A 22,347-nucleotide genomic window follows, 5' to 3' on the forward strand; every position below is an offset into this window, starting at 1 on the left:
AGGAACCCGTGGGCGGGTGTCAGACCTCGAAGGGGCGCGCGGGCCAGGGCGCCTCGGCCGGGCGCAGCGCGTCGAGGCCGTCGCCCTGCCGTGCGGCGATCAGCGAGAGGACGCCGACGACCAGACAGTTGTTGTGCAGGTCGCCGCCGAGCACACCGCGGAGGAGGTCCGCGACGGGCACCCGGGCCAGCTCCATGTCGGCCTCTTCGTCCTCGACCTCGAAGCGCTCGCCCTCCGCCTCGGAGAGGTCGCGGGCGAGGAAGATCCGCACGGCCTCGTCGCAGCCGCCCGGAGTGGTGTAGACGTCGGTCAGCACGCGCCAGTCCTCCGCCTTGACGTGCGCCTCTTCGTAGAGCTCGCGCTGCGCGGCGTGCAGCGGGTTCTCGCCGGGGATGTCGAGCAGGCCCGCGGGGATCTCCCAGAGCTTGTGGCGCACGGGGTGGCGGTACTGGCGGATGACCAGGACGCGGTCCTCCTCGTCGAGGGCGAGGACGGCCACGGACCCGGGGTGGACCTGGTAGTCGCGGCGGACCACCGAGCCGTCGGGCATGACCACGTCGTCGGTGCGCACCGAGGTCTTGTTGCCCTTGAACGGGGTCTCGGTCGCCCGGATCTCCCACTCCTCGGCGGTGTCCTTGATCGTCATGGCCTGTCCTCCCACACGTGCGAAAGATCCGGTCCTGTGACGGAACCGGGGCGCGCACCTCGCAAGACGCGCACCCCGGTCACCGTACAACCCTTGCGTTACTTGCCCGTCTTGCGTGCCACGGCCGCCTTGACCAGCCCCGCGAACAGCGGGTGCGGGCGGGTCGGGCGGGAACGCAGCTCGGGGTGGGCCTGGGTGGCGACCAGGTACGGGTGGACGTCGCGCGGGTACTCGACGTACTCGACCAGCTTGCCGTCCGGGGAGGTGCCGGAGAACTGCAGACCGGCCTTCTTCTCCAGCTCGGCGCGGTAGGAGTTGTTCACCTCGTAGCGGTGACGGTGGCGCTCCTCGACGTACTCCTTGCCGTCGTACACCTCGCGCACGATGGAGCCCTCGGCGAGCTTGGCCGGATACATGCCCAGGCGCATGGTGCCGCCCATGTCGCCCTCGCCGGCGACGATGTCGAGTTGCTCGGCCATGGTGGAGATGACCGGGTGCGCGGTGCCGGAGTCGAACTCGGTGGAGTTGGCGTCCGGGATGTCGGCCAGGTTGCGCGCGGCCTCGATCACGATGCACTGGAGGCCGAGGCAGAGGCCCAGCAGCGGGATCTTGTTCTCGCGGGCGTACTGGATGGCGCCCACCTTGCCGGAGACGCCGCGGTCGCCGAAGCCGCCGGGGATGCAGATGGCGTCGACGTCGCCGAGCTGCTTCGCGGCGCCCGCCGGGGTCTTGCAGTCGTCGGAGGTGACCCACTTGATCTTCACGCGGGCCTTGTTGGCGAAGCCGCCGGCGCGCAGCGCCTCGGTGACCGAGAGGTAGGCGTCGGGCAGGTCGATGTACTTGCCGACCAGGGCCAGGTTGATCTCGTGGAGCGGGTTGTGGACGCGGTCGAGCAGGTCGTCCCAGGTCGTCCAGTCCACGTCGCGGAAGGGCAGGTCCAGCTTGCGCACGACGTACGCGTCCAGGCCCTCGGTGTGCAGGACCTTCGGGATGTCGTAGATCGACTTGGCGTCGATGGCCGCGACCACGGCCGCCTCGTCGACGTCGCACATCAGCGAGATCTTGCGCTTGATGGCGGTGGGCACCTCGCGGTCGGCGCGCAGCACGATCGCGTCCGGCTGGATACCGATGTTGCGCAGCGCCGCAACCGAGTGCTGCGTCGGCTTCGTCTTCAGCTCCCCGGACGGGCCGATGTAGGGAAGGAGCGAGATGTGCACCACGAAGACGTTGTCGCGGCCGACCTCGTGACGGACCTGGCGGACCGTCTCCAGGAACGGCAGGGACTCGATGTCGCCGACCGTGCCGCCGACCTCGGTGATGACGACGTCGACGTCGTCGGTGGCCATGCGGCGGATACGGTGCTTGATCTCGTTGGTGATGTGCGGGATGACCTGCACGGTGTCGCCCAGGTACTCGCCGCGGCGCTCCTTGGCGATCACCGTCGAGTACACCTGACCTGTGGTGACGTTGGCCGAGCCGTCCAGGTCCACGTCGAGGAAGCGCTCGTAGTGACCGATGTCCAGGTCGGTCTCGGCGCCGTCGTTGGTGACGAACACCTCGCCGTGCTGGAACGGGTTCATGGTGCCGGGGTCGACGTTCAGGTACGGGTCGAGCTTCTGCATGGTGACCCGAAGGCCCCGCGCCTTGAGCAGCGCGCCCAGGCTGGAGGCGGTGAGGCCCTTGCCGAGGGAGGAGGCGACACCCCCGGTGACGAAGATGTGCTTGGTCGTCGTGGATTTGGGCGGCATGGCCAAAGGGGGGCTCCCGTGGTCGCGGTCTGGGGTGCGTGCCGGCGTGGGGTCCGGAGATTTCCGGAGGTGCCGTCGCTGCGGTTCGGGGGTTTCTTGCCCACCGGTCCACGGGCTACCAGGGTATCAGCGACAGAACAGGACCGCTTCCGGCCACGCTCCGCGCACACCTGGGCACAGAGCCCGCACAGCCCTCACTCGATCGGCCCACCCGGGTTGCCGTGAGCGGCACGCGGATCTTCCAGGTGCGTCGTATCCTGCTCGGACACTCGCTGCCGAGCCCGGCCGGCACACGGCACCATCCCCGCCCGTACCCCGGAACAAAGAGAGCTCGTCAGTTCGTTTCGCAACGACAATCGCACCGACAATTGACGTTCCGCAGCGGCGCAACACCGACGTTCCGCAACAACAGACGCTTCGCATTACATACGTTCCCCTGACCGCAAGAGCGACCGCCCCTGACGGGGGGCGACGTGGCCGTTCGACTGGAGATGCACGTGGCCGGGCGCATCGAGGACTACGCACTCATCGGAGACATGCAGACAGCCGCGCTGGTCTGCCGGGACGGCACAGTCGACTGGCTGTGCCTGCCCCGCTTCGACTCGCATGCCATCTTCGCGGGGCTGCTCGGCACGGAGGAACACGGGTTCTGGCGGCTCGGCCCGGCGCACGCGGCCGACGCCGAACCGCCGACGGCCGCACGCCGCAGGTACCGCGGCGACTCGCTGATCCTCGAATCCGAGTGGGACACCCCGCGGGGCACGGTCCGGGTGATCGATTTCATGCCGCCGCGTGACGGCGCGCCGCAGCTGATCCGGATCGTCGAGGGCGTCACCGGCCGGGTGCCGATGCGCTCCGCGCTGCGGATGCGTTTCTCGTACGGGCGAGTGGTCCCCTGGGTGCACAAGCACGAGGGACGCACCGTCGCCGTCGCCGGACCGGACTCGGTGTGGTTCGACACGGCCTGTGAGACCTACGGCAAGGCGCTGACCACGTACGCCGACTTCACCGTGGCGCCGGGCGACCGGATCGCGTTCACCATCTCGTGGGAGCCCTCGCACAAGGAGCCGCCCGCGCTGCCCGAGCCGGAGCAGTCCCTGGTGGCCACCGAGGGGTTCTGGCGCGACTGGGTCGAGCAGTGCACGTACCACGGGCCCTACCGCGAGGCCGTGGTCCGCTCGCTGATCACGCTGAAGGCCCTGACGTACGCGCCGACGGGCGGGATCGTCGCCGCCCCGACGACCTCGCTCCCGGAGGAGATCGGCGGCGTACGCAACTGGGACTACCGGTACACGTGGCTGCGGGACGCCGCGATCACCCTCTCCTCGCTGCTGCGCACCGGCTACCGCGAGGAGGCGCGCGCCTGGCGCGAATGGCTGCTGCGCGCCGTCGCGGGCGACCCGGAGAACCTGCAGATCATGTACGGCATCGCGGGCGAGCGGGAGTTGGGTGAGGCGGAACTCGACTGGCTCCCCGGGTACGAGAACTCGATGCCGGTCCGCGTGGGCAACGGCGCCGCGCACCAGCTCCAGCTCGACGTGTACGGCGAGGTCACCGAGGCCCTGCACCTGGCCCACATGACGGGCCTGTCCCGCAACGACTACGCCTCGCTGCTCCAGTTGAAGCTGATCCGCTACCTGGAGGACCACTGGGACCAGCCCGACGAGGGCATCTGGGAGGTGCGAGGTCCGCGCCGGCACTTCGTGCACTCCAAGGTGATGGCCTGGGTCGCCGTCGACCGCACCATCAAGCTCATCGAGTCCGGTGACGCGGACGGTCCGCTGGAGAAGTGGCGCGAACTGCGCGACGACATCCACCGGGACGTGTGCGAGAAGGGCTACGACAAGGAGCGCAACACGTTCACGCAGTCGTACGGCTCCAAGGAGCTGGACGCCTCTCTGCTGCTGATCCCGCAGATGGGCTTCCTGCCGCCGGACGACAAGCGGGTGATCGGCACGATCGAGGCGATCCAGCGGGAGCTGTCCACCCCGGACGGGTTCATCCTGCGCTACCCGACGGCCGGTGAGGACGCGGGCGTGGACGGTCTGGAGGGCGACGAGGGCGCCTTCCTCGCCTGCTCGTTCTGGATGGCGGACGACCTCGCGATGATCGGCCGGGTCGACGAGGCCCGCAAGCTGTTCGAGCGCCTGCTGGCCCTGCGCAACGACCTCGGGCTGCTCGCCGAGGAGTGGGACCCGAACCTGCAGCGCCAGGTGGGGAACTTCCCGCAGGCGTTCAGCCACGTCCCCCTGATCGACACGGCACTGCGTCTGACGGCCTCGGGAGCGTACGGCGGCTGACCCGGCGCACCCCGTCGAACAAGAGGGATCGGCCGTGCCCGCCTACGCTTGAATCAGTCCTGTCCCCTGCCGGAAAGGGGGCGGCTGCGATGGCTCCCCTTTCGAAGGCGGGCGCGGCACTCGACGCGCTCCGTACGGATCTGAGCGGCGAGGTCCTCGCCCCTGACGATCCGGGCTACGACGAAGCCCGGGTCGTCTTCAACGCGATGATCGACCGGCGGCCCGCCGTGATCGCCCAGTGCGAGAACGAGGCCGACGTGATCCGCTCGGTCCGCTTCGCACGGGACCTGGACCTGGCGGTCGCGGTCCGCGGCGGCGGGCACAGCGTGGCGGGCATGGCCCTCGGCGACGCCGCACTGGTGATCGACCTGCGGCGGATGCACGAGGTCACGGTGCACCCCGGATCGGCGAGCGTACGCATCCAGGGCGGCGCCACCATGAGGCACATGGACACCGCCACCCAGCCCCACCACATGGCGACCACCGGGGGCCGCGCCTCCACGACCGGCGTCGGCGGCTTCGTGCTGGGCGGCGGCACCGGCTGGCTGGACCGGGCGTTCGGCCTCGCCATCGACAATCTGCTCGGCGTCGAGCTCGTCACCGCGGACGGTACGGCCGTCCGCGCGAGCCACGACGAGAACCCGGAACTGTTCTGGGCGCTGCACGGCGGCGGCGGGAATTTCGGTGTCGCCACCGCGCTCACCCTGCACCTGCACGAGCTGCCCGAGTTCTCCTTCGCCCTGGTGATCTTCCTGCCCGAGCACGGGCCCGACGTGCTGCGCACCTACCGCGAGATCATCACGACCGGCCCGCAGGAGGCGGGCGGCGGCATCCTCTACCTGACCGGCCCCCCGGAGAACTTCGTCCCCGCCCATCTGGTGGGCACGCGGCTGCTCGCCGCCGTGGTGACGTACGCGGGCGCCGAGGAGGATCTGCGCAAGGTCGCCCAGCCGCTGCTGGCGCTGCCGCACGAGGCGGAGATCGTGACGGCCATGCCGTACGCGGAGTTCCAGACGATGTTCGACGACCCTCCCGACATGCGCAACTACTGGTCCGCGGAGTACATGGCGGCGGCCCCCGACCCCATGCTCGACGTCTTCCACTCCCTCGGCGAGAGGGTGCCCGTGCCCACGGGAACCCAGCACGTGCTGTTCCCGCAGGGCGGCGCGATCACCACCGGGCCCGCCGACTACCCGGTGCCGTACCGGGACGCGCCCTGGGTGGTGCATCCCTTCGGCGTCTGGGAGGACCCCGCCGACGACGAACGGTGCATCGACTGGGTCAGGGAGGTGCGGGAGAGCGTACGGCCCTGGAGCACCGGCGCCGTCTACCTCAACTTCATCGGCGACGAGGGCGCGGACCGGGTCGTGGCCGGTCTGGGCGCCGAGAACGTCAGACGTCTGGCCGCGGTGAAGGCCTCGTGGGACCCGGACAACGTCTTCCGTTTCAACCACAACATCAGGCCCGTGCCGGAGTGAGCGCGGCGGCCGGCGCCGGGCCCGGCATCCTCCGACCGGACCCGTGGTGCCTGCCGGGGACGGTCCCGCGGAGCTTCCCGGAGCCCCGGAAGATGCCCCCGGAACGCATCGACGGGTAGCGTCCGCCGTATGGACAGCCGTTACGACACCCAGGGCGCCGGAATCACCGTGCAGCGGGCCCTCGAGCTGCCCGGACTGCGCAGCGGACTGCCGGAGATCCTCGCCGGAGCCGACCGCCTGCAGCGCACCGTGCGCTGGGTGCACGCGGGCGAGGTCCCGAACATCGCCTCGCTGCTCAAGGGCGGCGAACTGCTCCTGACGACGGGATACGGGCTAGGCACCCGCCCCGCGGACCAGCGCGCCTTCGTCCGCACCCTCGCCGAGCGCGGTATCGCCGCGCTCGTCGTGGAGCTGGGACCACGCTTCACCCGGCTGCCCTCCGCGCTCGTCGACACGGCACGGGCCGCCGGTCTCCCGCTGGTCCAGCTGCACCGCGAAGTGCCGTTCGTGACGGTCACGGAGGAGGTGCACACCGAGATCGTCAACGGCCACTACGCGCTGCTCCAGCAGGCCGAGGAGGTGCACCGGCGCTGCACGGAGGCACTCCTCGGCGGCGGCGGTGTGCCCCAAGTCCTCGACATCCTGGCGGACTTCAGCGGCGACCCGGTCTTCCTGGAGACGGCGGACGGACAGCTCCTGTACGCCGCCGGGACGAAGTCCGCCGGTGCCGACCCGCTCCAGGTGTGGGAGGGCCTGCGCGGCCAGCACAAGCAGGAGCCGCCCGCCGGTACGACGCTCGTGGACGTGCCCGGGGGCGGCCCCGGCTCGGGCTCGGTGCGGGCGCGTCTCGTGCTGCTGCCGGTCGGCAATCCTGTCGCCCCGGTGCACCGGATCGCGGCGGAGCGGGCCGCCGGCATCCTGGCCGTCGTGCTGATGCAGGCCCGCCAGGAGGAGGAGCTCGCGGCGCGCGGGCGCGGCGACTTCCTCACCGATCTCGCCGAGGGCCGTATCGCGGCCGAGGACGCGCCCGCGCAGGCCCGGGTGCTCGGCTTCAAGCCCGGTGCCGGACCGCTCCTCCCCATGGTGATGCGCCTCGCCGACGGCCCCTCCCCCGGCGGTGGTTGGGCGGTCCTGGCCCGCGCGGTCGCCGAGGAGCTGGCCTCGGTCGGCGTCCCGCTGCTGCTCGGCGTGCGCCCCGTCGAGGGCCGCGTGCCACTGCTCGTCGGCCTGCGCTCGGAGTCCGAACGCCCGACGGTGGCGGACCGGGTCGCCGCGGCACTGCGGGCCGGTGTGGAACGCGCGGGCATGCAACGGCCCGGTGCACAGCCGCCGGTGGTGGTCGTCGGCGTCGCGGGCGGCTGGGCCGCCGCCTCGGCCGGTCTGCGGCATGCCGCGGAGACGGCGACGGCGGCGCAGGGCCTGTCGGACCGCCCCTGGTACGACGCACGCCGCCTGGACATCGACCTGCTGCTGTGGCGGCTGCGCGACCATCCGGACCTGGCGGCCTTCGTGGACCGCGCGATCGGCCCGCTGCGCGACCACGACAACCGATCCAAGCCGCCTCTGCTGCCCACTCTGGAGACCTACTTGGCGCACGCGGGCCGCAAGGCGGAGACCGCCCGCGAGCTGCACCTGAACCGGCAGACCCTCTACAACCGCCTTGCCAGGATCGGGGAGTTGCTCGGCACGGACCTGGACGACCCGCAGACGGTCATGGCGTTGAGCCTGGCGCTGCGGGCCCGCCGCCACGTCCCGTAGCCGGTCCGTGGCGCGAGGACTCAGACGAGGGGCTGGGTCTGCGTCAACTCGTCGTAGACGCTGAGCACTTGAGCCACCGTCTCGTCCTCGGTCGGCCAGCCGGCGGCCTGCCGGACGCCCCGCTCCTTCAGGAGTTCCCGGTGTGCGGGGTCGCCGAGCAGGCGCACCACTGCCTCGGCGAGGGCGTCCGCGTCGCCGTACGGGACGAGTTCGGCGGCGTCGCCCACGAGTTCGGGGATGCCGCCGACCGCGGTGGCGACGAGCGGCACGCCCACGTGCAGGGCCTCCTGTGCGAGGACCGAGCGGGACTCCCAACTGCTGGGCAGCAGTACGAGATCGACGGCCGAGAGGAGGTCCGCGACGTCACCGCGCCGTCCGATCAGGCGGGCGGGCAGCTCTTCGTCCTCGATCCGCCGCTGGAGCACCGCCCGCAACGGTCCCTCCCCCGCGACGACGAGCAGCGGCACGGGATCGAGGCGCCGCCAGGAGCGTGCCGCGTCCAGCAGGACGTCGTACCCTCGGTGCCGGTCGAGCGAGCCGACGGCCATGAGCAACGGGCGTTCGGTGGCGCCGAGTTCGGCGCGCAACTTGAGCGGCGAGAGGTCGGGGTCCTGCGGCTGCGCGGGGGTGCGGGGTGCGGGCAGGGCGACGGCGGCGAGCCGTGCGTCGCGCGCGCCCCTCCTGCGCGCCCGGTCCACCAGATCGGAGGAGGTGCCCAGCACCACGGCGGCGGTCCGGGCGACCCTCCGTTCCAGCAGCCTCAGCAGATGGGCCCGGGCTCCCTCGGCGTGCGCGCGCGTGTGCCAGGTGACGACGAGCGGTACACGAAGTCCGCTGAGGGCCAGCGTCGCCCGCAGGCCGGCGTGCAGTCCGTGCGCGTGGACCAGGTCGGCGTCCGCGCACGCCGCCCGCAGCGCGGCCACGGAGGCGGGATCGCTGCTGCGCGGCACGGGCACGTGCTGCGCGCCCACGTGCGTGAAGCCGTACGCCCGGTCGGCCTCGGCGGGAGCGCACACGGTGACGCGCACCCCTCGGGCCACCAGGCCGGCGGCGAGAGACCGCACGTGCGCGCTGCTGCCCGCGCTCCCGCCGCCGAGCACCTGCACGGTGCGCAGGGCGGACTGGCCGTGCGGCGGGTGGCTGCTCACGTGGGTCACGCGGCCGGGGCTCCTGTTTCGGCATCGGACGGTCACGAAGAAACGTACAGAAGGTTCGTGCGGGAGTGTGCCGCACAGCGCGCTCCGCGTGCTCCGCGGACTTCGCGTACTCCGCCAAGGATGCCAGGCCGTACGGGTGTTCCGGGACCGTCGCCGGTACGGGGCGCGGCGGACGGGGCGACTCGCCGGGGCCGATCACTCACACGGGTGAGAAGTCCCCTGCATGTGGGAGGGGTTGGCGGGGGTGCGTCGGCCCCTTCGCAAGGCGTGCGACAACATGTTCACGCCGCCGCACCCCCCAACGCGCCCGAAGTCCCGCGAACGGCCCGGCCGAACCGACGGCGGCACGGTAGGGCGGCCCCGTCGAAGGCAGACCCACGGCGGCCGAGGGCCCCGACGGCGTACGCCCGGCGGGCAACGCGGCGAGGTGCCGTGCCGGGCGTCGCGGACGCGGGCCGATCCGGACGACACCCACCTAGCCGTCGGCGCGCGCCGTCGCGAGCAGTTCCTCGGCGTGCGCCCGCGCCGTCTCCGAGTCCTCCTGTCCGGCGAGCATCCGGGACAGTTCACGGATCCGCTCCTCGCCCTCCAGGACCTTCACGCCGGACCGGGTGACCGACCCGTCGTTGGTCTTCTCGACGAGCAGCTGCCGGTCGGCGAACGCCGCGACCTGCGGCAGGTGCGTCACGACCACGACCTGGGCGGTCCTGGCGAGCTTGGCGAGCCGGCGTCCGATCTCCACTGCGGCCTTGCCGCCGACGCCGGCGTCGACCTCGTCGAACAGATAGGTCGGGACCGGGTCCGTGCCCGCGAAGACCACCTCGACGGCGAGCATCACGCGCGAGAGTTCACCGCCCGACGCGCCCTTGGCGATGGGCCTCGGGGGCGCACCGGGGTGGGGGGCGAGCAGCAGCTCGACCTCGTCGACGCCCGCGGGCCCGTACGCGACGGTGCGCCCGCCGAGCTCGACTCCGTCCGGGTCGTCCGTCTGCCGGATGTCGAAGGACACGCGCGCGTGCGGCATGGCGAGCGAGGCCAGTTCGGCGGTGACGGCGGCGGCGAAACGAGCGGCCGCCTCCGTGCGCGCGTCGGTCAAGGCCTGTGCGAGTCCGCCCAGTTCGGTGCGCAACGCGTCCCGTTCGGCGGTCAGTTCGTCGATCCGCTCGTCGTCGCCGTCGAGTTCGGTGAGGCGCGCGGCGCCCTGTTCGGCCCAGGCGAGCACGGCGGCGATGTCCTCGCCGTACTTCCGGGTCAGCTGGGTGAGCGCGGCACGGCGCTCCTCGACCGCGGCGAGCCGCAGCGGGTCGGCGTCGAGGTCGTCGGCGTATCCGGCCAGCTCGCCCGCGACGTCGCCGAGCAGGATCCCGATCTCGCCGATGCGCCCGGAGAGGGCGGCGAGGGCGGAGTCGTGGGACCGCACGGCCTCCAGCGCCCGGTGGGCGCCCGCGACGAGCGTGGTGGCGTCGATTCCCTCGGGGTCCTCGGGATTGCCCGCCAGCGCGGCGTGCGCGGCGGTGGCGGCCGAGGCGAGCGCCTCCGCGTGGCCGAGCCGCTCGGCCTCGGCGGCCAGCTCGACGTCCTCGCCGGCCCGCGGCTCGACGGCCGCGATCTCGTCGAGTCCGAAGCGGAGCATGTCGGCCTCCTGGGCCCGCTCGCGCGCTCGCGTGGTGATCTCTTCCAGTTCCACCGAGACGGCCCGCAGCCGCCGGTAGGCGCCCGCGTACTTGGCGAGCGGCACCGCGACGGCGTCCCCCGCGTACCGGTCGAGCGCCTGCCGCTGCCGGGACAGTTTGAGCAGCCCCTGCTGGTCGGTCTGGCCGTGCACGGCGACGAGCTCGTCGGCGAGCTCCGCGAGGACGCCCACCGGCACCGAGCGTCCGCCGAGGTGCGCCCGTGAACGGCCCTCCGCGGAAACGGTACGGCTGATGAGCAGGGCTCCGTCGTCGAGCTCCGCACCGGCCTCCTCGGCCCGTACGAGGGCGGTCCCGCCGGCGGGTACGGCGATCCGCCCCTCCACGACCGCGTTCTTCGCGCCGATCCGTACGAGGGCCGGGTCCGCGCGCCCGCCCAGCAGCAGCCCGAGGCTGGTGACCACCATCGTCTTGCCCGCACCGGTCTCACCGGTCACGGCGGTGAAGCCGGGCGACAGCTCGACGACGGCGTCGTCGATGACTCCGAGCGACCGTATCCGCATCTCCTCCAACACGGACACGACCTTACGAGGTCGGAGCCCGTGTGTGCGACGGGCCCCGCCCCGCCGGAGCGAAGACGCAGGTGACAAGGGACCGCAAAGACGCCCTTGTCACCCGCGGGAGTGGGTTTGCGAGCGGTCCGTCACACGGACGAAGGGCCCGCCGCACGCGTGTGGCAGGCCCCTGCGTGCGTCTAGTGAGGGGCTCCCCGCCACCCCGAGACCGGCAGCGCGAACTTCGCCACGAGCCGGTCGGTGAAGGACGCGTGGTGCAGCCGCGCGAGCCGTACCGGCACGGCGCCCCGCCGCACCTCCACTCGGGCTCCGGGCGGCAGCTCCACGGTCCGCCGGCCGTCGCACCACAGGACACCCGGCGGGACGTGCGGCAGCACCTCCACGGCCAGCACGGAGTCCGGCGAGGTGACGAGGGGCTTGGCGAACAGCGCGTGCGCGCTGATGGGCACCATGAGCAGCGCCTCCACCTCCGGCCACACGACGGGCCCGCCCGCGGAGAAGGCGTAGGCGGTGGAGCCCGTCGGGGTCGCGCAGACGATGCCGTCGCAGCCGAAGCCGGTCACGGGCCGCCCGTCGATCTCCAGGACGACCTCGAGGAGCTTCTCGGCGGACACCTTCTGCACGGCGGCCTCGTTGAGCGCCCAGTCCGTGTGCACGATGTCGCCGTTGCGGTGCACGACGACGTCGACGGTCATGCGCTCCTCGACCTCGTACGCCTTGGTGACGACACGGTCGACGACCTTGTCGAGGTCGTCCCGCTCGGCCTCCGCGAGGAAGCCGACGCGGCCGAGGTTGACCCCGAGCATGGGCACCCCGGAGGCTCGGGCGAACTCCGCGCCGCGCAGCAGGGTGCCGTCACCCCCGAGGACGATGAGCAGCTCGCAGCCGTCGAGGCACTGCGGCGTCGCCTCCCCGATCAGTTCCACCTCGCCGGGCAGCGGCAGGTCGGCCGCCTCCGCCTCCAGGACCCGTACGCCGATCCCGGAGCGCAGCAGCCCCTGGACGACCAGCTCGGCGCTGCGGATGGCCGCCGGCCGCCCCGTGTGGGCCAGCAGGAAAACAGTACGAGCTCGGGTCTGTGTCAACGCGGCCCCTCCGCCACTGCACGGTCAACGTCGGCCGGGTCGAGTTCGGGTGCCCCGGCACGCAGCCACAGAAAGTACTCGACATTGCCCGAGGGTCCGGGCAGTGGGCTGGCGGTCACACCCTCCACTCCGAGCCCCAGCTCCCGGGCTCGTCCGGCCACCGCGCGCACGGCCTCGGCGCGCAGTTCGGGGCTGCGGACGACACCGCCGCTCCCCAGCCGTTCCTTCCCCACCTCGAACTGCGGCTTGACCATCATCACCAGGTCGGCGTCCGGCGCCGCGCACCGCACCAGGGCGGGCAGCACCAGTCCGAGCGGGATGAAGGACAGATCCCCGACAACAAGGTCCACGGGCTCCCCATCGATCGCCTCCAACGTCAACTCGCGTACGTTCGTACGGTCCTTGACGGTGACGCGTTCATCGCTCTGCAGAGACCAGGCGAGTTGTCCGTATCCCACGTCGACGGCGACGACGTGGGCGGCGCCCGCGCGCAGCAGGACGTCGGTGAAGCCTCCGGTGGACGCGCCGGCGTCCAGCGCCCGCCGTCCTGCGACCTTCAGCCCCTGCGGTACGAACGCCTCCAGGGCGCCGGCGAGCTTGTGCCCGCCGCGCGAGACGTAGTCGGGGTCGCTGTCGTCCTGGGTGACCACGATCGCGGCCGCGGTCTCCACCTGAGTGGCGGGCTTGGTCGCGAGTGTCTTGCCGACGGTGACCCTTCCCGCGGCGATCAGCTGGCTGGCGTGCTCGCGCGAGCGTGCGAGCTTCCGGCGGACCAGCTCGGCGTCGAGGCGGCGGCGTGCCACTCCTGCCACGTTCGGTTCAGCTCCTAGTGCCATACGTCGTCGGGGGCGCCGGAGGTCCCGGGCGGGCGTCGAGCGCGGTGAGCGCGTCGCGCAGCCCCCGGTGTACATCCTCGTACACCTCGACGTGTCCGTCCGTGGCGAGGTGGTCGGCGTCGGTCAGCCGGTCCAGCTGGGCGTCCACGTCCGCGTTGCCGGTCGGGGTGCGGGGGACGTCCAGTGGGGCCGGGGCGGCGGGATCGTACGCGGGTTCGACGTCGGGGACGGTGTCCCGCGCCTCCTCGCCCTCGGGTCCGGCCGTCCGGGAGTGCACGCCGGACGGCCCGCTCTCGGGCGCCGTCACCTGCGGCGCGGGCTCCACGGCCGGCGGCTGCGCCGGGACCCCGGCCTCGGGAACTGACTCGCTCATGCCCCGACGCTACCGCGAAGCGCTGCGGTAACGTCGATCGCGATGGCGACGATTGAGGAGTGCCGCACCGCACTCGACAAGCTCTCTGACAACCTGGCGGGCGCCGAGGGGGACGTACGCAGCGCGGCGGCCCTGAACCGCTCGCTCAGCTGCCGTATCACCGACCTCGACATCACCTTCGTGGGCCGCCTCAAGGACGGCCGGATCGAGGTCCTCGACGCGCTGCCCGGCACGCCGCGCGAGCGAGCCCAGATACGGCTCACGATGAGCGGCGACGACCTGGTGTCGATGGTGAACGGCGAGCTGAACTTCGCGAAGGCCTGGGGTTCGGGCCGGGTACGGCTGGAGGCCGGCCTGCGGGACCTGTTCCGGCTCCGGTCCCTTCTCTAGCCCTTCTCCAGCCCTTCTCCAGCCGTTGTCCCGCCGTTGTCCCGCCGTCGCGGCCCGTCGGGACCTGCATCCGTCGGATCCCGTCCCGGCCCGTTGTCGCTCCCGGGGCCCGTGCGGGCCCCGGAGCCTTCTCTCAGGCCCCTTCGGCGGCCGCGGCGGCCACTGTCGCCCGTCGCGCCCTGCGGGCAGCCGGCACCACCAGCGGCGTCCCCGTCTCCGGGTCGTCGATGACCTGGCAGCGCAGACCAAAGACCTGCTCGACCAGCTCGGCCGTCACGATGTCGTTCGGCGCGCCCTCGGCGATGACCTCGCCGCCGCGCAGGGCGATGAGGTGGGTGGCGTACCGGGCCGCGTGATTGAGGTCGTGCAGGACCGCGACGAGGGTGCGGCCCTGCTCCTCGTGGAGCTGCGCGCACAGGTCGAGCACGTCGATCTGGTGCTGGATGTCGAGGTAGGTCGTCGGCTCGTCCAGGAGCAGCAGGGGGGTCTGCTGGGCGAGCGCCATCGCGATCCACACCCGCTGCCGCTGGCCGCCGGAGAGTTCATCGACGTAGCGGTCCGCGAGTTCGGCGACACCGGTCGACGCCATGGACTCCTGGACCACCCGCTCGTCCTCCGCCGACCACTGCCGCAGCAGTCCCTGGTGCGGGTAGCGGCCCCGGCCGACCAGGTCGCCGACCGTGATCCCGTCGGGGGCGATCGACGACTGCGGCAGCAGTCCGAGCGTGCGGGCCACCTTCTTGGCGGGCATCGACTGGATCACCTGGCCGTCGAGGAGCACCCGGCCGCGGGTGGGCTTCAGCATCCGCGACAGGGCGCGCAGGAGCGTCGACTTCCCGCAGGCGTTCGGGCCGACGATGACGGTGAAGGAGTTGTCGGGGATCTCCACCGACAGCTTCTCCGCGATGACGCGCTGGTCGTATCCGAGGGTGACCTCGTCGGCGGACAGGCGGTTCACAGTGCTCCTCCGGTTGTTCATGTCCGGTCCGCTGATGCTCATATGCGTCCCGCCTTGCGCTCGGTGACCAGAAGCCACAGCAGGTACACGCCGCCGAGTACGCCGGTGACCACGCCGACGGGCAGCTGGTCCGCGCCGAAGGCCCGCTGCGAGGCCCAGTCCGCGACGATCAGCAGCGTCGCGCCCATGCACATGGACGGCACCAGGTTGGGTCCGGGCGAGCGGGTCAGCCGCCGGGCGAGCTGCGGCGCGGTGAGTGCCACGAAGCCGACGGGGCCGGCGGCGGCGGTGGCGCCCGCGGTGAGCAGTACGGCGGCGAGCATGAGCAGCAGCCGTGTCCGCTCGACGCGCACTCCGAGCGCGTTCGAGACGTCGTCGCCCATCTCCATCATGCGCAGCCCGCGGGCGTTGGCCAGGACGAGCGGGACGAGGACCGCGCACAGGACGAGCAGGGGCCACACCTGCTCCCAGTCACGGCCGTTGAGGGAACCCGTCATCCAGACGACGGCGCGGGCCGCGTCGACGATGTCAGCCTTGGTCAGCAGATAGCCGTTGACGGCGGTGACGATCGCGGAGACGCCGATGCCGACCAGGACCAGCCGGTAGCCGTGCACGCCCCGCCTCCAGGCGAGCAGGTAGATGGCGAGGCCGGTGACGAGTCCGCCGACGAGCGCCCCGAGCGCGACCTGGTCCGCGCTCCCCGAGAAGAGCACGATCATGATCAGGGCGCCGGCCGTCGAGCCCTGGCCGAGGCCGAGCACGTCCGGGCTGCCCAGCGGGTTGCGGGAGATGGACTGGAAGAGCGCTCCGCCGAGGCCGAGGGAGGCCCCGACGAGCAGGCCGACGAGGACGCGCGGCAGGCGCAGGTCGTTGACGATGAACTCCTGGCCGGGGTCTCCGTCGCCGAACAGCGTCTTGAGCACGTCCGCGGCCGGGATCGGGAAGTCGCCGGTGCCGATCAGCACCACGCTCGCAGCGAGTGCGGCCACCAGCAGCAGGACGACGACGGTGAACGCCCGGACGTCGAACCGGACGGAGAGGCCGCCGCGTGCGCGGACCGCGCGGACACCCCGGATGCCCGGGGCCGGGTCGCTTCTCTTCTCCGCGAAGGCCGGAGTGCCGGCGTCGTGCGCGATGTTCTGGACGGAGGCCTGGTCGCCGGTGTTCTTCACAGCTGTGCCGTCCTCCGTCGCCGTACGAGAAAGATGAAGACCGGGCCGCCCAGGACGGCGGTGACGATGCCGACCTGGAGCTCCGCCGGCCGGGCGACCAGCCGTCCGACGACATCGGCGCCGAGCAGCAGCACGGGCGACAGGACGGTGGCGTACGGCAGGATCCAGCGCAGGTCGGGGCCGGTGAAGGACCGTACGACGTGCGGGACCATGAGCCCGACGAACACGATCGGCCCGCACGCGGCGGTCGCGGCGCCGCACAACACGGTGGCGGCGGCCATGGACAGGGCGCGGGTCCGGTTGAGGTTGGCGCCGAGCGCGCGGGCCGTGTCGTCCCCCATCGCGACCGCGTTCAGCGGCCGGGCCAGGGCCAGCGCGGCGACCGTGCCGACCACCAGGAACGGCAGCACCTGCTCGATGGTCGAGTCGGTGGCCGAGGCGAGCGATCCGACCGTCCAGAAGCGCATCTTGCCCAGCGCCGCGTCATCCGTGATCATCACGGCCTGGAGATAGCCGTAGAGCGCGGCGCTGATGGCCGTGCCCGCGAGCGCGAGCCGCACCGGGGTCGCGCCGCGGCTGCCGCCGAGGAACCAGACCAACGCTCCGACGGCCGCCGCGCCGAAGAAGGCGAACCAGACGTAGCCGCTCAGGCTCGTGACCCCGAAGTACGTGATCGCGGTGACGACCGCGGCGGACGCGCCCGCGTTGATGCCCAGCAGTCCGGGGTCCGCCAGGGGATTGCGGGTGAGCGCCTGGAGGACGGCACCCGACAGCCCCAGCGCGGCACCGACGAGCAGGCCGAGCACGGTACGGGACACCCGGTCACGCACCACGACGTCGGCGTACGTCCCCGAGTCGTGGAACAGGCCGTGCCAGACCTGGTCCAGCGGCAGCGCTTTCGCACCGACCGCGATGCTCGCCAGGGCGACGAGCACCAGGATCCCGGCGGAGGCGAGGAGCCCAAAGGCACGTATCGCCCGGCGGGTTGGGGGCGCGGAGGCGGACTCCGCGCGCTGTTCGGGAGGACTGTCGACCAACACGAGGTTAGGTTAGCCTACCCTCGCATTGCGTCTCGATCCCCCGTCAGCACCCGCCGGGACAACGCCTGCTCAGAGCCCCAGTCTGGCCAGCGCCTTCCCACCGTCCAGTGCGCAGGTGCCCTCGCCGGCCGCCGTCCACGCCGCGGCGCACAGCGCCCGCAGCCCGTCGATGGCCTCGCCGTCGCCCTCCAGTTCCAGCCTCCCCGCGTCGCCCGGCCGGGCCTGCCCCGAGGAGCCGCTCGAACGGCGGGCCGTCGCCGTCCAGCCGCCGCAGCGGAAGCCCTCGCCCGCCTCGACGACCTCGGGCTGGCCGGTGAGCAGACCGCGCAGATCCGCGTCCACGTACGTCGGCCGGTGCTGCGGCGGCGCCGCGAGGAGCTGTGCGCCGTCCGTCACGCCGGTCAGCACGAGCAGCGAGTCCACCTCGCCGTTGAACGCGCCCTCGATGTCCGTGTCCAGCCGGTCCCCGACCACCAGCGGGCGCTTCGCCCCGGTCCGCAGGATCGTCTCGCGGTGCATCGGGGGCAGCGGCTTGCCCGCCACCTGCGGCTCGGCACCGGTGGCGATACGGACGACCTCGACCGCCGCGCCGTTGCCGGGGGCGATGCCGCGTGCGCTCGGGATCGTGAGGTCGGTGTTGGACGCGAACCACGGCACACCGCGCGCGATGGCGTAGCACGCCTCCGCGAAGCGGCCCCAGGGCAGGTCCGGCCCGCCGTATCCCTGGACGACCGCCGCCGGGTCGTCGTCGGCGGATTCCACCGGCTCCAGCCCGCGTTCGCGCAGCGCGACCCGCAGGCCGTCGCCGCCGATGACCAGCACGCGCGCACCGGCGGGCACCTGCTCGCTGATGAGCCGTGCCACGGCCTGCGCCGAAGTGATCACGTCGGCGGCGTCGGTCTGCGTCCCGAGCTCGGTCAGATGCGCGGCCACCGCGTCCGGTGTCCTGAGCGCGTTGTTCGTGACGTACGCGAGATGCATGCCGCCGGAGCGGGCCGTACCGAGCGATTCCACGGCGTACGCGATCGCGCTACCACCCGCATAGACCACTCCGTCCAAATCGAGCAGAGCGGTGTCGTACGCCTCGCTCAATGCCTGGTCACTGCCCTTGGGCCGGGTCCGGACGGTCTGGCTCATTGCGTATCGCTCCTCGTTCGACCACTTTCCCCCGATCATCGCTCATGCCACCGACGCACTTACGATGCCCCAATGAACTATGCAGGTCCCGCGGAGGAAACACCGGCGCGCAGCGGCCTCGAACTGACCCCGTTCCGGGGCCTGCGCTACGACCCCGACCGGGTCGGCAGCCTGGCCGCCGTGACGTCCCCGCCGTACGACGTCATCGTGCGGCCCGACGGGCTGATCGAACTCGAGTCCGCCGACCCCCACAACATCGTCCGGCTGATCCTCCCCCAGGACGTGACCCCCGAAGCCCGCAACCGGCAGGCGGCCGACACCCTGAGCCGCTGGCTGTCCGAGGGCGTACTGACGACCGACTCCGAGCCGGGCCTGTACGTCTACGAACAACGCGACGGCGACCATCTGCAACGCGGCGTCATCGGCGCCCTGCGCCTCTCGGAGCCTTCGGAGGGGGTCGTCCTCCCGCACGAGGACGTCATGCCGCATGTCGTCGCGGACCGCGCGGCCCTGATGCGCGCCACCTCCGCCAACCTCGAACCGCTGCTCCTGACCTACCGGGGCAACGGTTCCCGCGTGGGCACGGCCGCGGTCATCGAGCGGACGGCCGAACTCCCGCCGCTCCTCGCGACCGTCACCGAGGACGGCATCGGCCACCGCCTGTGGGCGGTCACCGACCCTGCCGAACTGGCCGAGATCCAGACAGATCTCGGCCACCACCAGGCGCTCATCGCCGACGGCCACCACCGCTGGGCCACCTACCTGCGGCTACGCGCCGAGCACCCCTCGCCCAGCCCGTGGGACTTCGGCCTCGTACTGCTGGTGGACACGGCGCGCTATCCGCTGCGCGTCCGCGCCATCCACCGCCTGCTGCACCAGCTGCCCGTGCCCGACGCCCTGGCCGCGCTCGGGGACTCCTTCCGCGTACGCCGCCTCGACGCGCCCCTCCCCGAGGCGCTGAAGGCCCTGGCGGTGGCCGCCGCCGACGGGAACGCCTTCCTCCTGGCGGGCGACGGCGCCTTCCACCTGCTCGACCGCCCGGACCAGGCCCTCCTCGCCCGGACGATCCCGGCCGACCGCCCCGAGGCGTGGCGCACCCTCGACGCGACCGTCCTGCACGCCACGCTCCTCGACCACATCTGGGCCATCCCCGAGGACTCGCCCGCGCATATCGCGTACATCCACGACACGACCGCCACGGTCGAGAAGGCGGAACGCGACGGCGGGACAGCGGTCCTGATGCATCCGGTCCGCGAGGAGGTCGTACGCGACCTCGCGCGCCAGGGGGTCAAGATGCCCCGCAAGTCGACGTCGTTCGGGCCGAAGCCGGCCTCGGGGCTGGTACTGCGGGCGCTGGCCCGCTGAACCCACGCGGAAACGCCGACGGGCGGCGGGGCTCCTTCCGGAGTCCCGCCGCCCGTGCATGTCGTGCGCCTTCCGCCCCGCTGTCGCGGGGCGGGGCAGGGTGTCAGCCGCGCGGAGCCTCGCCGCCGTCGGAGTCCGCAGCGTCGCGGTCCGCCGCGTCGCCGCCGGCCTCGGGCTGCGCGTCGGGGGCGGACTCGGCCTCGTCGTCGGCCTCGTCGTCCTCGTCCTCGTCCTCGTCGAGCTGGTCCTCGTCCTCGAAGTCGGCGTCGAGGTCGGCGTCCGCTTCGGCAGCGGTCCCGGCCGTCTCCTCGGCCTCGGCCTCCGGCTGCGTGGCGACCGTCTTGGCCCCGTCCTCGTCCTCGTCGTCGACGAGCACGTCGACGAACTCGACACCGTCGAGCTCGGCGAGCCGGTCGGAGGCATCGGTGCTGCCGTCCTTGTCGGACTCGACGGCCTTCGCGAACCACTCACGGGCCTGGTCCTCGCGGCCGGCGGCGAGGAGCGCGTCGGCGTACGCGTAACGCAGGCGCGCCGTCCACGGCTGCACGGAGTTCGAGGCCAGCTCCGGGCTCTGGAGGGTCACGATCGCGGCGTCCAGCTGGTCCATGTCGCGGCGCGCACCGGCGGCCACCAGACGCATCTCGACCTGACCGGCCTTGTCCAGCTTCTGCACCTCGGGGGCACCGGCCATGTCCAGCGCCTTCTCGGGCCGTCCGAGGCCGCGCTCGCAGTCCGCCATGACGGGCCACAGCTCCACGCTGCCGGTCATCCGGCGCGCGGCGCGGAACTCGGCGAGCGCCTCGCTGAACTTCTGGTTGGCGTACGCGGCGAAGCCGGCCGCCTCACGAACGGCGGCGACGCGCGAGGCCAGCCGCAGCGCGATCCTCGAGTAGGCGTAAGCGCCCTCGGGGTCCTCGTCGATGAGCCGGGCGACCATCACCAGGTTGCGCGAGACGTCCTCGGCGAGGCCCTTCGGCAGGCTCTGGAGCTCCTGCTGCACGTCCTTGTCGATCTCGTGGCCCGTGACGTCGTCAGGGATCGGGAGCCGCTTGATCGGCTCGCGGTCGCGGTCCCGCTCCTCGCGGTAGCGGCCGCCACCGCCGCGCCGGTCGTCGCCGCCCCGGCGGTCGTCGCGACCGCGGAAGCCGCCGGGGCGTCCGCTCCGGTCGTCACGACGCGGGCCACCGCGTCCACGGTCGTCACGGCCGCGGTCGTCGCGACGGAAGCCACCGCGGTCGTCGCCGCGGCGGTCGTCACGCCGGTCGTCCCTGCGGTCGTCGCGGCGGTAGGCAGGGCGCTCGTCACGTCGGTCGTCACGACGGAAGTCGCCACCACGGCTGTCGTCGCGACGGAAGCCACCGCGGTCGCCACGGTCGCCGCTGTCACGACGGTCGTCGCGACGGTAGGCCGGACGCTCGTCACGCCGGTCGTCACGACGGAAGTCGCCACCACGGCTGTCGTCACGGCGGAAGCCACCGCGGTCGCCACGCTCGCCGCTGTCACGACGGTCGTCACGGCGGCCGTAGCCACCGCGGTCGTCGTCGCGGCGCGGGCCACCGGGCCGGTCGTCACGGCGGTACGCCGGACGGTCCCCGTCCCTGCGGAAACCACGGTCACGGTCGTCACGACGGAAACCACCGCGGTCGCCACGGTCCCCACTGTCACGACGGTCGTCGCGGCGGAAGCCACCGCGGTCGTCGCCGCGGCGGTCGTCACGCCGGTCGTCCCTGCGGTCGTCGCGGCGGTAGGCAGGGCGCTCGTCACGTCGGTCGTCACGACGGAAGTCGCCACCACGGCTGTCGTCACGGCGGAAACCACCGCGGTCGCCACGGTCGCCGCTGTCACGACGGTCGTCACGGCGGCCGTAGCCACCGCGGTCGTCGTCGCGGCGCGGGCCACCGGGCCGGTCGTCACGGCGGTACGCCGGACGGTCCCCGTCCCTGCGGAAACCACGGTCACGGTCGTCGCGACGAGGCCCACCGGACCGGTCGTCACGACGGAACGGCGGTCGTCCGCCACGGTCGCCGTCGCGACGGTCGTCACGCCGGTCGTCGCGGGCTCGGAAACCACCGCTGTCACGGCTGTCGTCGCGGCGGAAGCCACCACGGTCGTCGCCTCGGCGGTCATCACGTCGGTCGTCGCGCCGGCCGTAGCCGCCACGGTCGTTGTCGCGGCGCGGGCCGCCACGGTAGCCGCCGCGGTCACCACTGTCCCGGCGGCGCTGATCGCGCTCCGGACGCTCGTCGGGAGAGTTGGGGGACATGGTGACTCCTGTCTTCGGTACCGCAAGTCATTCTCGCGCAGTCGGGTACCCGGCGCGCTTCGGAAAAACAAAAAAGGACCTCTGGTCCCAGCGAGTCGCTGGGACCAGAGGTCCTCCAAAATTTGTTCGGCGGCGTCCTACTCTCCCACAGGGTCCCCCCTGCAGTACCATCGGCGCTGTAAGGCTTAGCTTCCGGGTTCGGAATGTAACCGGGCGTTTCCCTCACGCTATGACCACCGAAACCCTTTCAGACACCCTGAAAAACAGGGTCTCGAACGGGCAGCGAACTAGCACACTTTTCAATTGATCAAGTGGAACTGTTCAGCCAGCACAACCGTTCGTTGTCTGGGAACAACACAGTGGACGCGAGCAACTGAGGACAAGCCCTCGGCCTATTAGTACCAGTCACCTCCACGCCTTACGGCGCTTCCAGAT

Annotated in this window: 17 protein-coding genes and 1 rRNA gene; 5 read left to right on the plus strand and 13 right to left on the minus strand. The window is 72.2% G+C overall.

The features are described 5' to 3' along the window. Positions 1-19 precede the first annotated feature (19 nt). Together ABEB03_RS15860 and ABEB03_RS15865 are read right to left on the minus strand one after the other, a co-directional pair. On the minus strand, positions 20-646 hold the full coding sequence (locus ABEB03_RS15860) for an NUDIX hydrolase (protein ID WP_345648236.1): 627 nt from the start codon (positions 644-646) through the stop codon (positions 20-22). Positions 647-744: 98 nt separating this feature from the next. Further along, positions 745-2,394, minus strand: a complete 1,650-nt coding sequence (locus ABEB03_RS15865; RefSeq protein WP_345648239.1) for a CTP synthase — start codon at positions 2,392-2,394, stop codon at positions 745-747. Positions 2,395-2,885: 491 nt separating this feature from the next. Between ABEB03_RS15865 and ABEB03_RS15870 the strand changes: the two genes are divergently transcribed. The 3 genes from ABEB03_RS15870 to ABEB03_RS15880 all read left to right on the plus strand — a co-directional run bounded on the left by ABEB03_RS15870 (position 2,886) and on the right by ABEB03_RS15880 (position 7,930). Continuing rightward, the gene (locus ABEB03_RS15870; protein ID WP_345648343.1) at positions 2,886-4,694 is read left to right on the plus strand and encodes a glycoside hydrolase family 15 protein; all 1,809 of its coding nucleotides are present in this window, start codon (positions 2,886-2,888) and stop codon (positions 4,692-4,694) included. A gap of 89 nt (positions 4,695-4,783) precedes the next feature. Then, positions 4,784-6,172, plus strand: coding sequence for an FAD-binding oxidoreductase (locus ABEB03_RS15875; RefSeq protein WP_345648242.1), 1,389 nt, complete (start codon positions 4,784-4,786; stop codon positions 6,170-6,172). Positions 6,173-6,301: 129 nt separating this feature from the next. Further along, on the plus strand, positions 6,302-7,930 hold the full coding sequence (locus ABEB03_RS15880; protein WP_345648247.1) for a PucR family transcriptional regulator: 1,629 nt from the start codon (positions 6,302-6,304) through the stop codon (positions 7,928-7,930). Positions 7,931-7,950: 20 nt separating this feature from the next. On the opposite strand, the gene ABEB03_RS15885 is transcribed toward ABEB03_RS15880, so the two are convergent. The 5 genes from ABEB03_RS15885 to ABEB03_RS15905 all read right to left on the minus strand — a co-directional run bounded on the left by ABEB03_RS15885 (position 7,951) and on the right by ABEB03_RS15905 (position 13,587). Beyond that, positions 7,951-9,087, minus strand: a complete 1,137-nt coding sequence (locus ABEB03_RS15885; RefSeq protein ID WP_345648250.1) for a glycosyltransferase family 4 protein — start codon at positions 9,085-9,087, stop codon at positions 7,951-7,953. Positions 9,088-9,562: 475 nt separating this feature from the next. Beyond that, positions 9,563-11,293 (minus strand): DNA repair protein RecN, encoded by a 1,731-nt coding sequence (gene recN, locus ABEB03_RS15890; RefSeq protein WP_345648253.1) that lies wholly within the window; start codon positions 11,291-11,293, stop codon positions 9,563-9,565. Positions 11,294-11,472: 179 nt separating this feature from the next. Further along, positions 11,473-12,378: an NAD kinase gene (locus ABEB03_RS15895; protein WP_028805222.1), complete on the minus strand. Its 906-nt coding sequence runs from the start codon at positions 12,376-12,378 to the stop codon at positions 11,473-11,475. Continuing rightward, positions 12,375-13,190, minus strand: a complete 816-nt coding sequence (locus ABEB03_RS15900) for a TlyA family RNA methyltransferase (protein ID WP_345648258.1) — start codon at positions 13,188-13,190, stop codon at positions 12,375-12,377. The genes ABEB03_RS15895 and ABEB03_RS15900 overlap by 4 nt, the downstream gene beginning before the upstream one ends. A 7-nt stretch (positions 13,191-13,197) precedes the next feature. Then, positions 13,198-13,587 (minus strand): hypothetical protein, encoded by a 390-nt coding sequence (locus ABEB03_RS15905; protein WP_345648262.1) that lies wholly within the window; start codon positions 13,585-13,587, stop codon positions 13,198-13,200. 42 nt (positions 13,588-13,629) lie between these two features. On the opposite strand from ABEB03_RS15905, the gene ABEB03_RS15910 reads away from it, so the two are divergent. Beyond that, a complete protein-coding gene (locus tag ABEB03_RS15910; RefSeq protein ID WP_345648265.1) occupies positions 13,630-13,977 on the plus strand; it encodes an SCP2 sterol-binding domain-containing protein in 348 nt (115 codons plus the stop codon). A gap of 133 nt (positions 13,978-14,110) precedes the next feature. Here the strand turns inward: ABEB03_RS15910 and ABEB03_RS15915 are convergent, their stop codons facing one another. From ABEB03_RS15915 to ABEB03_RS15930, 4 genes are all read right to left on the minus strand, one after another. Then, positions 14,111-14,977, minus strand: coding sequence for an ABC transporter ATP-binding protein (locus tag ABEB03_RS15915; RefSeq protein WP_345648268.1), 867 nt, complete (start codon positions 14,975-14,977; stop codon positions 14,111-14,113). Next, on the minus strand, positions 14,974-16,011 hold the full coding sequence (locus tag ABEB03_RS15920; RefSeq protein WP_345648346.1) for a FecCD family ABC transporter permease: 1,038 nt from the start codon (positions 16,009-16,011) through the stop codon (positions 14,974-14,976). The genes ABEB03_RS15915 and ABEB03_RS15920 overlap by 4 nt, the downstream gene beginning before the upstream one ends. A 92-nt stretch (positions 16,012-16,103) precedes the next feature. Beyond that, a complete protein-coding gene (locus ABEB03_RS15925; RefSeq protein WP_345648271.1) occupies positions 16,104-17,147 on the minus strand; it encodes a FecCD family ABC transporter permease in 1,044 nt (347 codons plus the stop codon). A 69-nt stretch (positions 17,148-17,216) separates the two neighbouring features. Continuing rightward, positions 17,217-18,284, minus strand: a complete 1,068-nt coding sequence (locus ABEB03_RS15930; RefSeq protein WP_345648274.1) for an HAD hydrolase-like protein — start codon at positions 18,282-18,284, stop codon at positions 17,217-17,219. A 72-nt stretch (positions 18,285-18,356) separates the two neighbouring features. Here ABEB03_RS15930 and ABEB03_RS15935 point away from each other — a divergent pair, with 72 nt between their 5' ends. Next, complete coding sequence (locus ABEB03_RS15935) at positions 18,357-19,649, plus strand: DUF1015 domain-containing protein (RefSeq protein WP_345648277.1); 1,293 nt, start codon at positions 18,357-18,359, stop codon at positions 19,647-19,649. A 103-nt stretch (positions 19,650-19,752) separates the two neighbouring features. Here the strand turns inward: ABEB03_RS15935 and ABEB03_RS15940 are convergent, their stop codons facing one another. Both ABEB03_RS15940 and rrf read right to left on the minus strand, forming a co-directional pair. Further along, positions 19,753-20,649: a hypothetical protein gene (locus ABEB03_RS15940; RefSeq protein WP_345648349.1), complete on the minus strand. Its 897-nt coding sequence runs from the start codon at positions 20,647-20,649 to the stop codon at positions 19,753-19,755. 1,387 nt (positions 20,650-22,036) lie between these two features. Then, positions 22,037-22,153 (minus strand): 5S ribosomal RNA (gene rrf, locus ABEB03_RS15945). Between the last annotated feature and the right edge of the window lie 194 nt (positions 22,154-22,347).

The sequence above is a fragment of the Streptomyces siamensis genome (genome assembly GCF_039543605.1).
In the GTDB taxonomy this organism is placed as follows: Bacteria; Actinomycetota; Actinomycetes; order Streptomycetales; family Streptomycetaceae; genus Streptomyces; species Streptomyces siamensis.

Coding starts and splice junctions, on each gene's coding strand:
- ABEB03_RS15930 (WP_345648274.1), bottom strand. CDS start 18,284: ATGAGCCAGACCGTCCGGACCCGGCCCAAGGGCAGTGACCAGGCATTG.
- ABEB03_RS15905 (WP_345648262.1), bottom strand. CDS start 13,587: ATGAGCGAGTCAGTTCCCGAGGCCGGGGTCCCGGCGCAGCCGCCGGCC.
- ABEB03_RS15910 (WP_345648265.1), top strand. CDS start 13,630: ATGGCGACGATTGAGGAGTGCCGCACCGCACTCGACAAGCTCTCTGAC.
- ABEB03_RS15915 (WP_345648268.1), bottom strand. CDS start 14,977: ATGAGCATCAGCGGACCGGACATGAACAACCGGAGGAGCACTGTGAAC.
- ABEB03_RS15865 (WP_345648239.1), bottom strand. CDS start 2,394: ATGCCGCCCAAATCCACGACGACCAAGCACATCTTCGTCACCGGGGGT.
- ABEB03_RS15875 (WP_345648242.1), top strand. CDS start 4,784: ATGGCTCCCCTTTCGAAGGCGGGCGCGGCACTCGACGCGCTCCGTACG.
- ABEB03_RS15870 (WP_345648343.1), top strand. CDS start 2,886: ATGCACGTGGCCGGGCGCATCGAGGACTACGCACTCATCGGAGACATG.
- ABEB03_RS15880 (WP_345648247.1), top strand. CDS start 6,302: ATGGACAGCCGTTACGACACCCAGGGCGCCGGAATCACCGTGCAGCGG.
- ABEB03_RS15935 (WP_345648277.1), top strand. CDS start 18,357: ATGAACTATGCAGGTCCCGCGGAGGAAACACCGGCGCGCAGCGGCCTC.
- ABEB03_RS15860 (WP_345648236.1), bottom strand. CDS start 646: ATGACGATCAAGGACACCGCCGAGGAGTGGGAGATCCGGGCGACCGAG.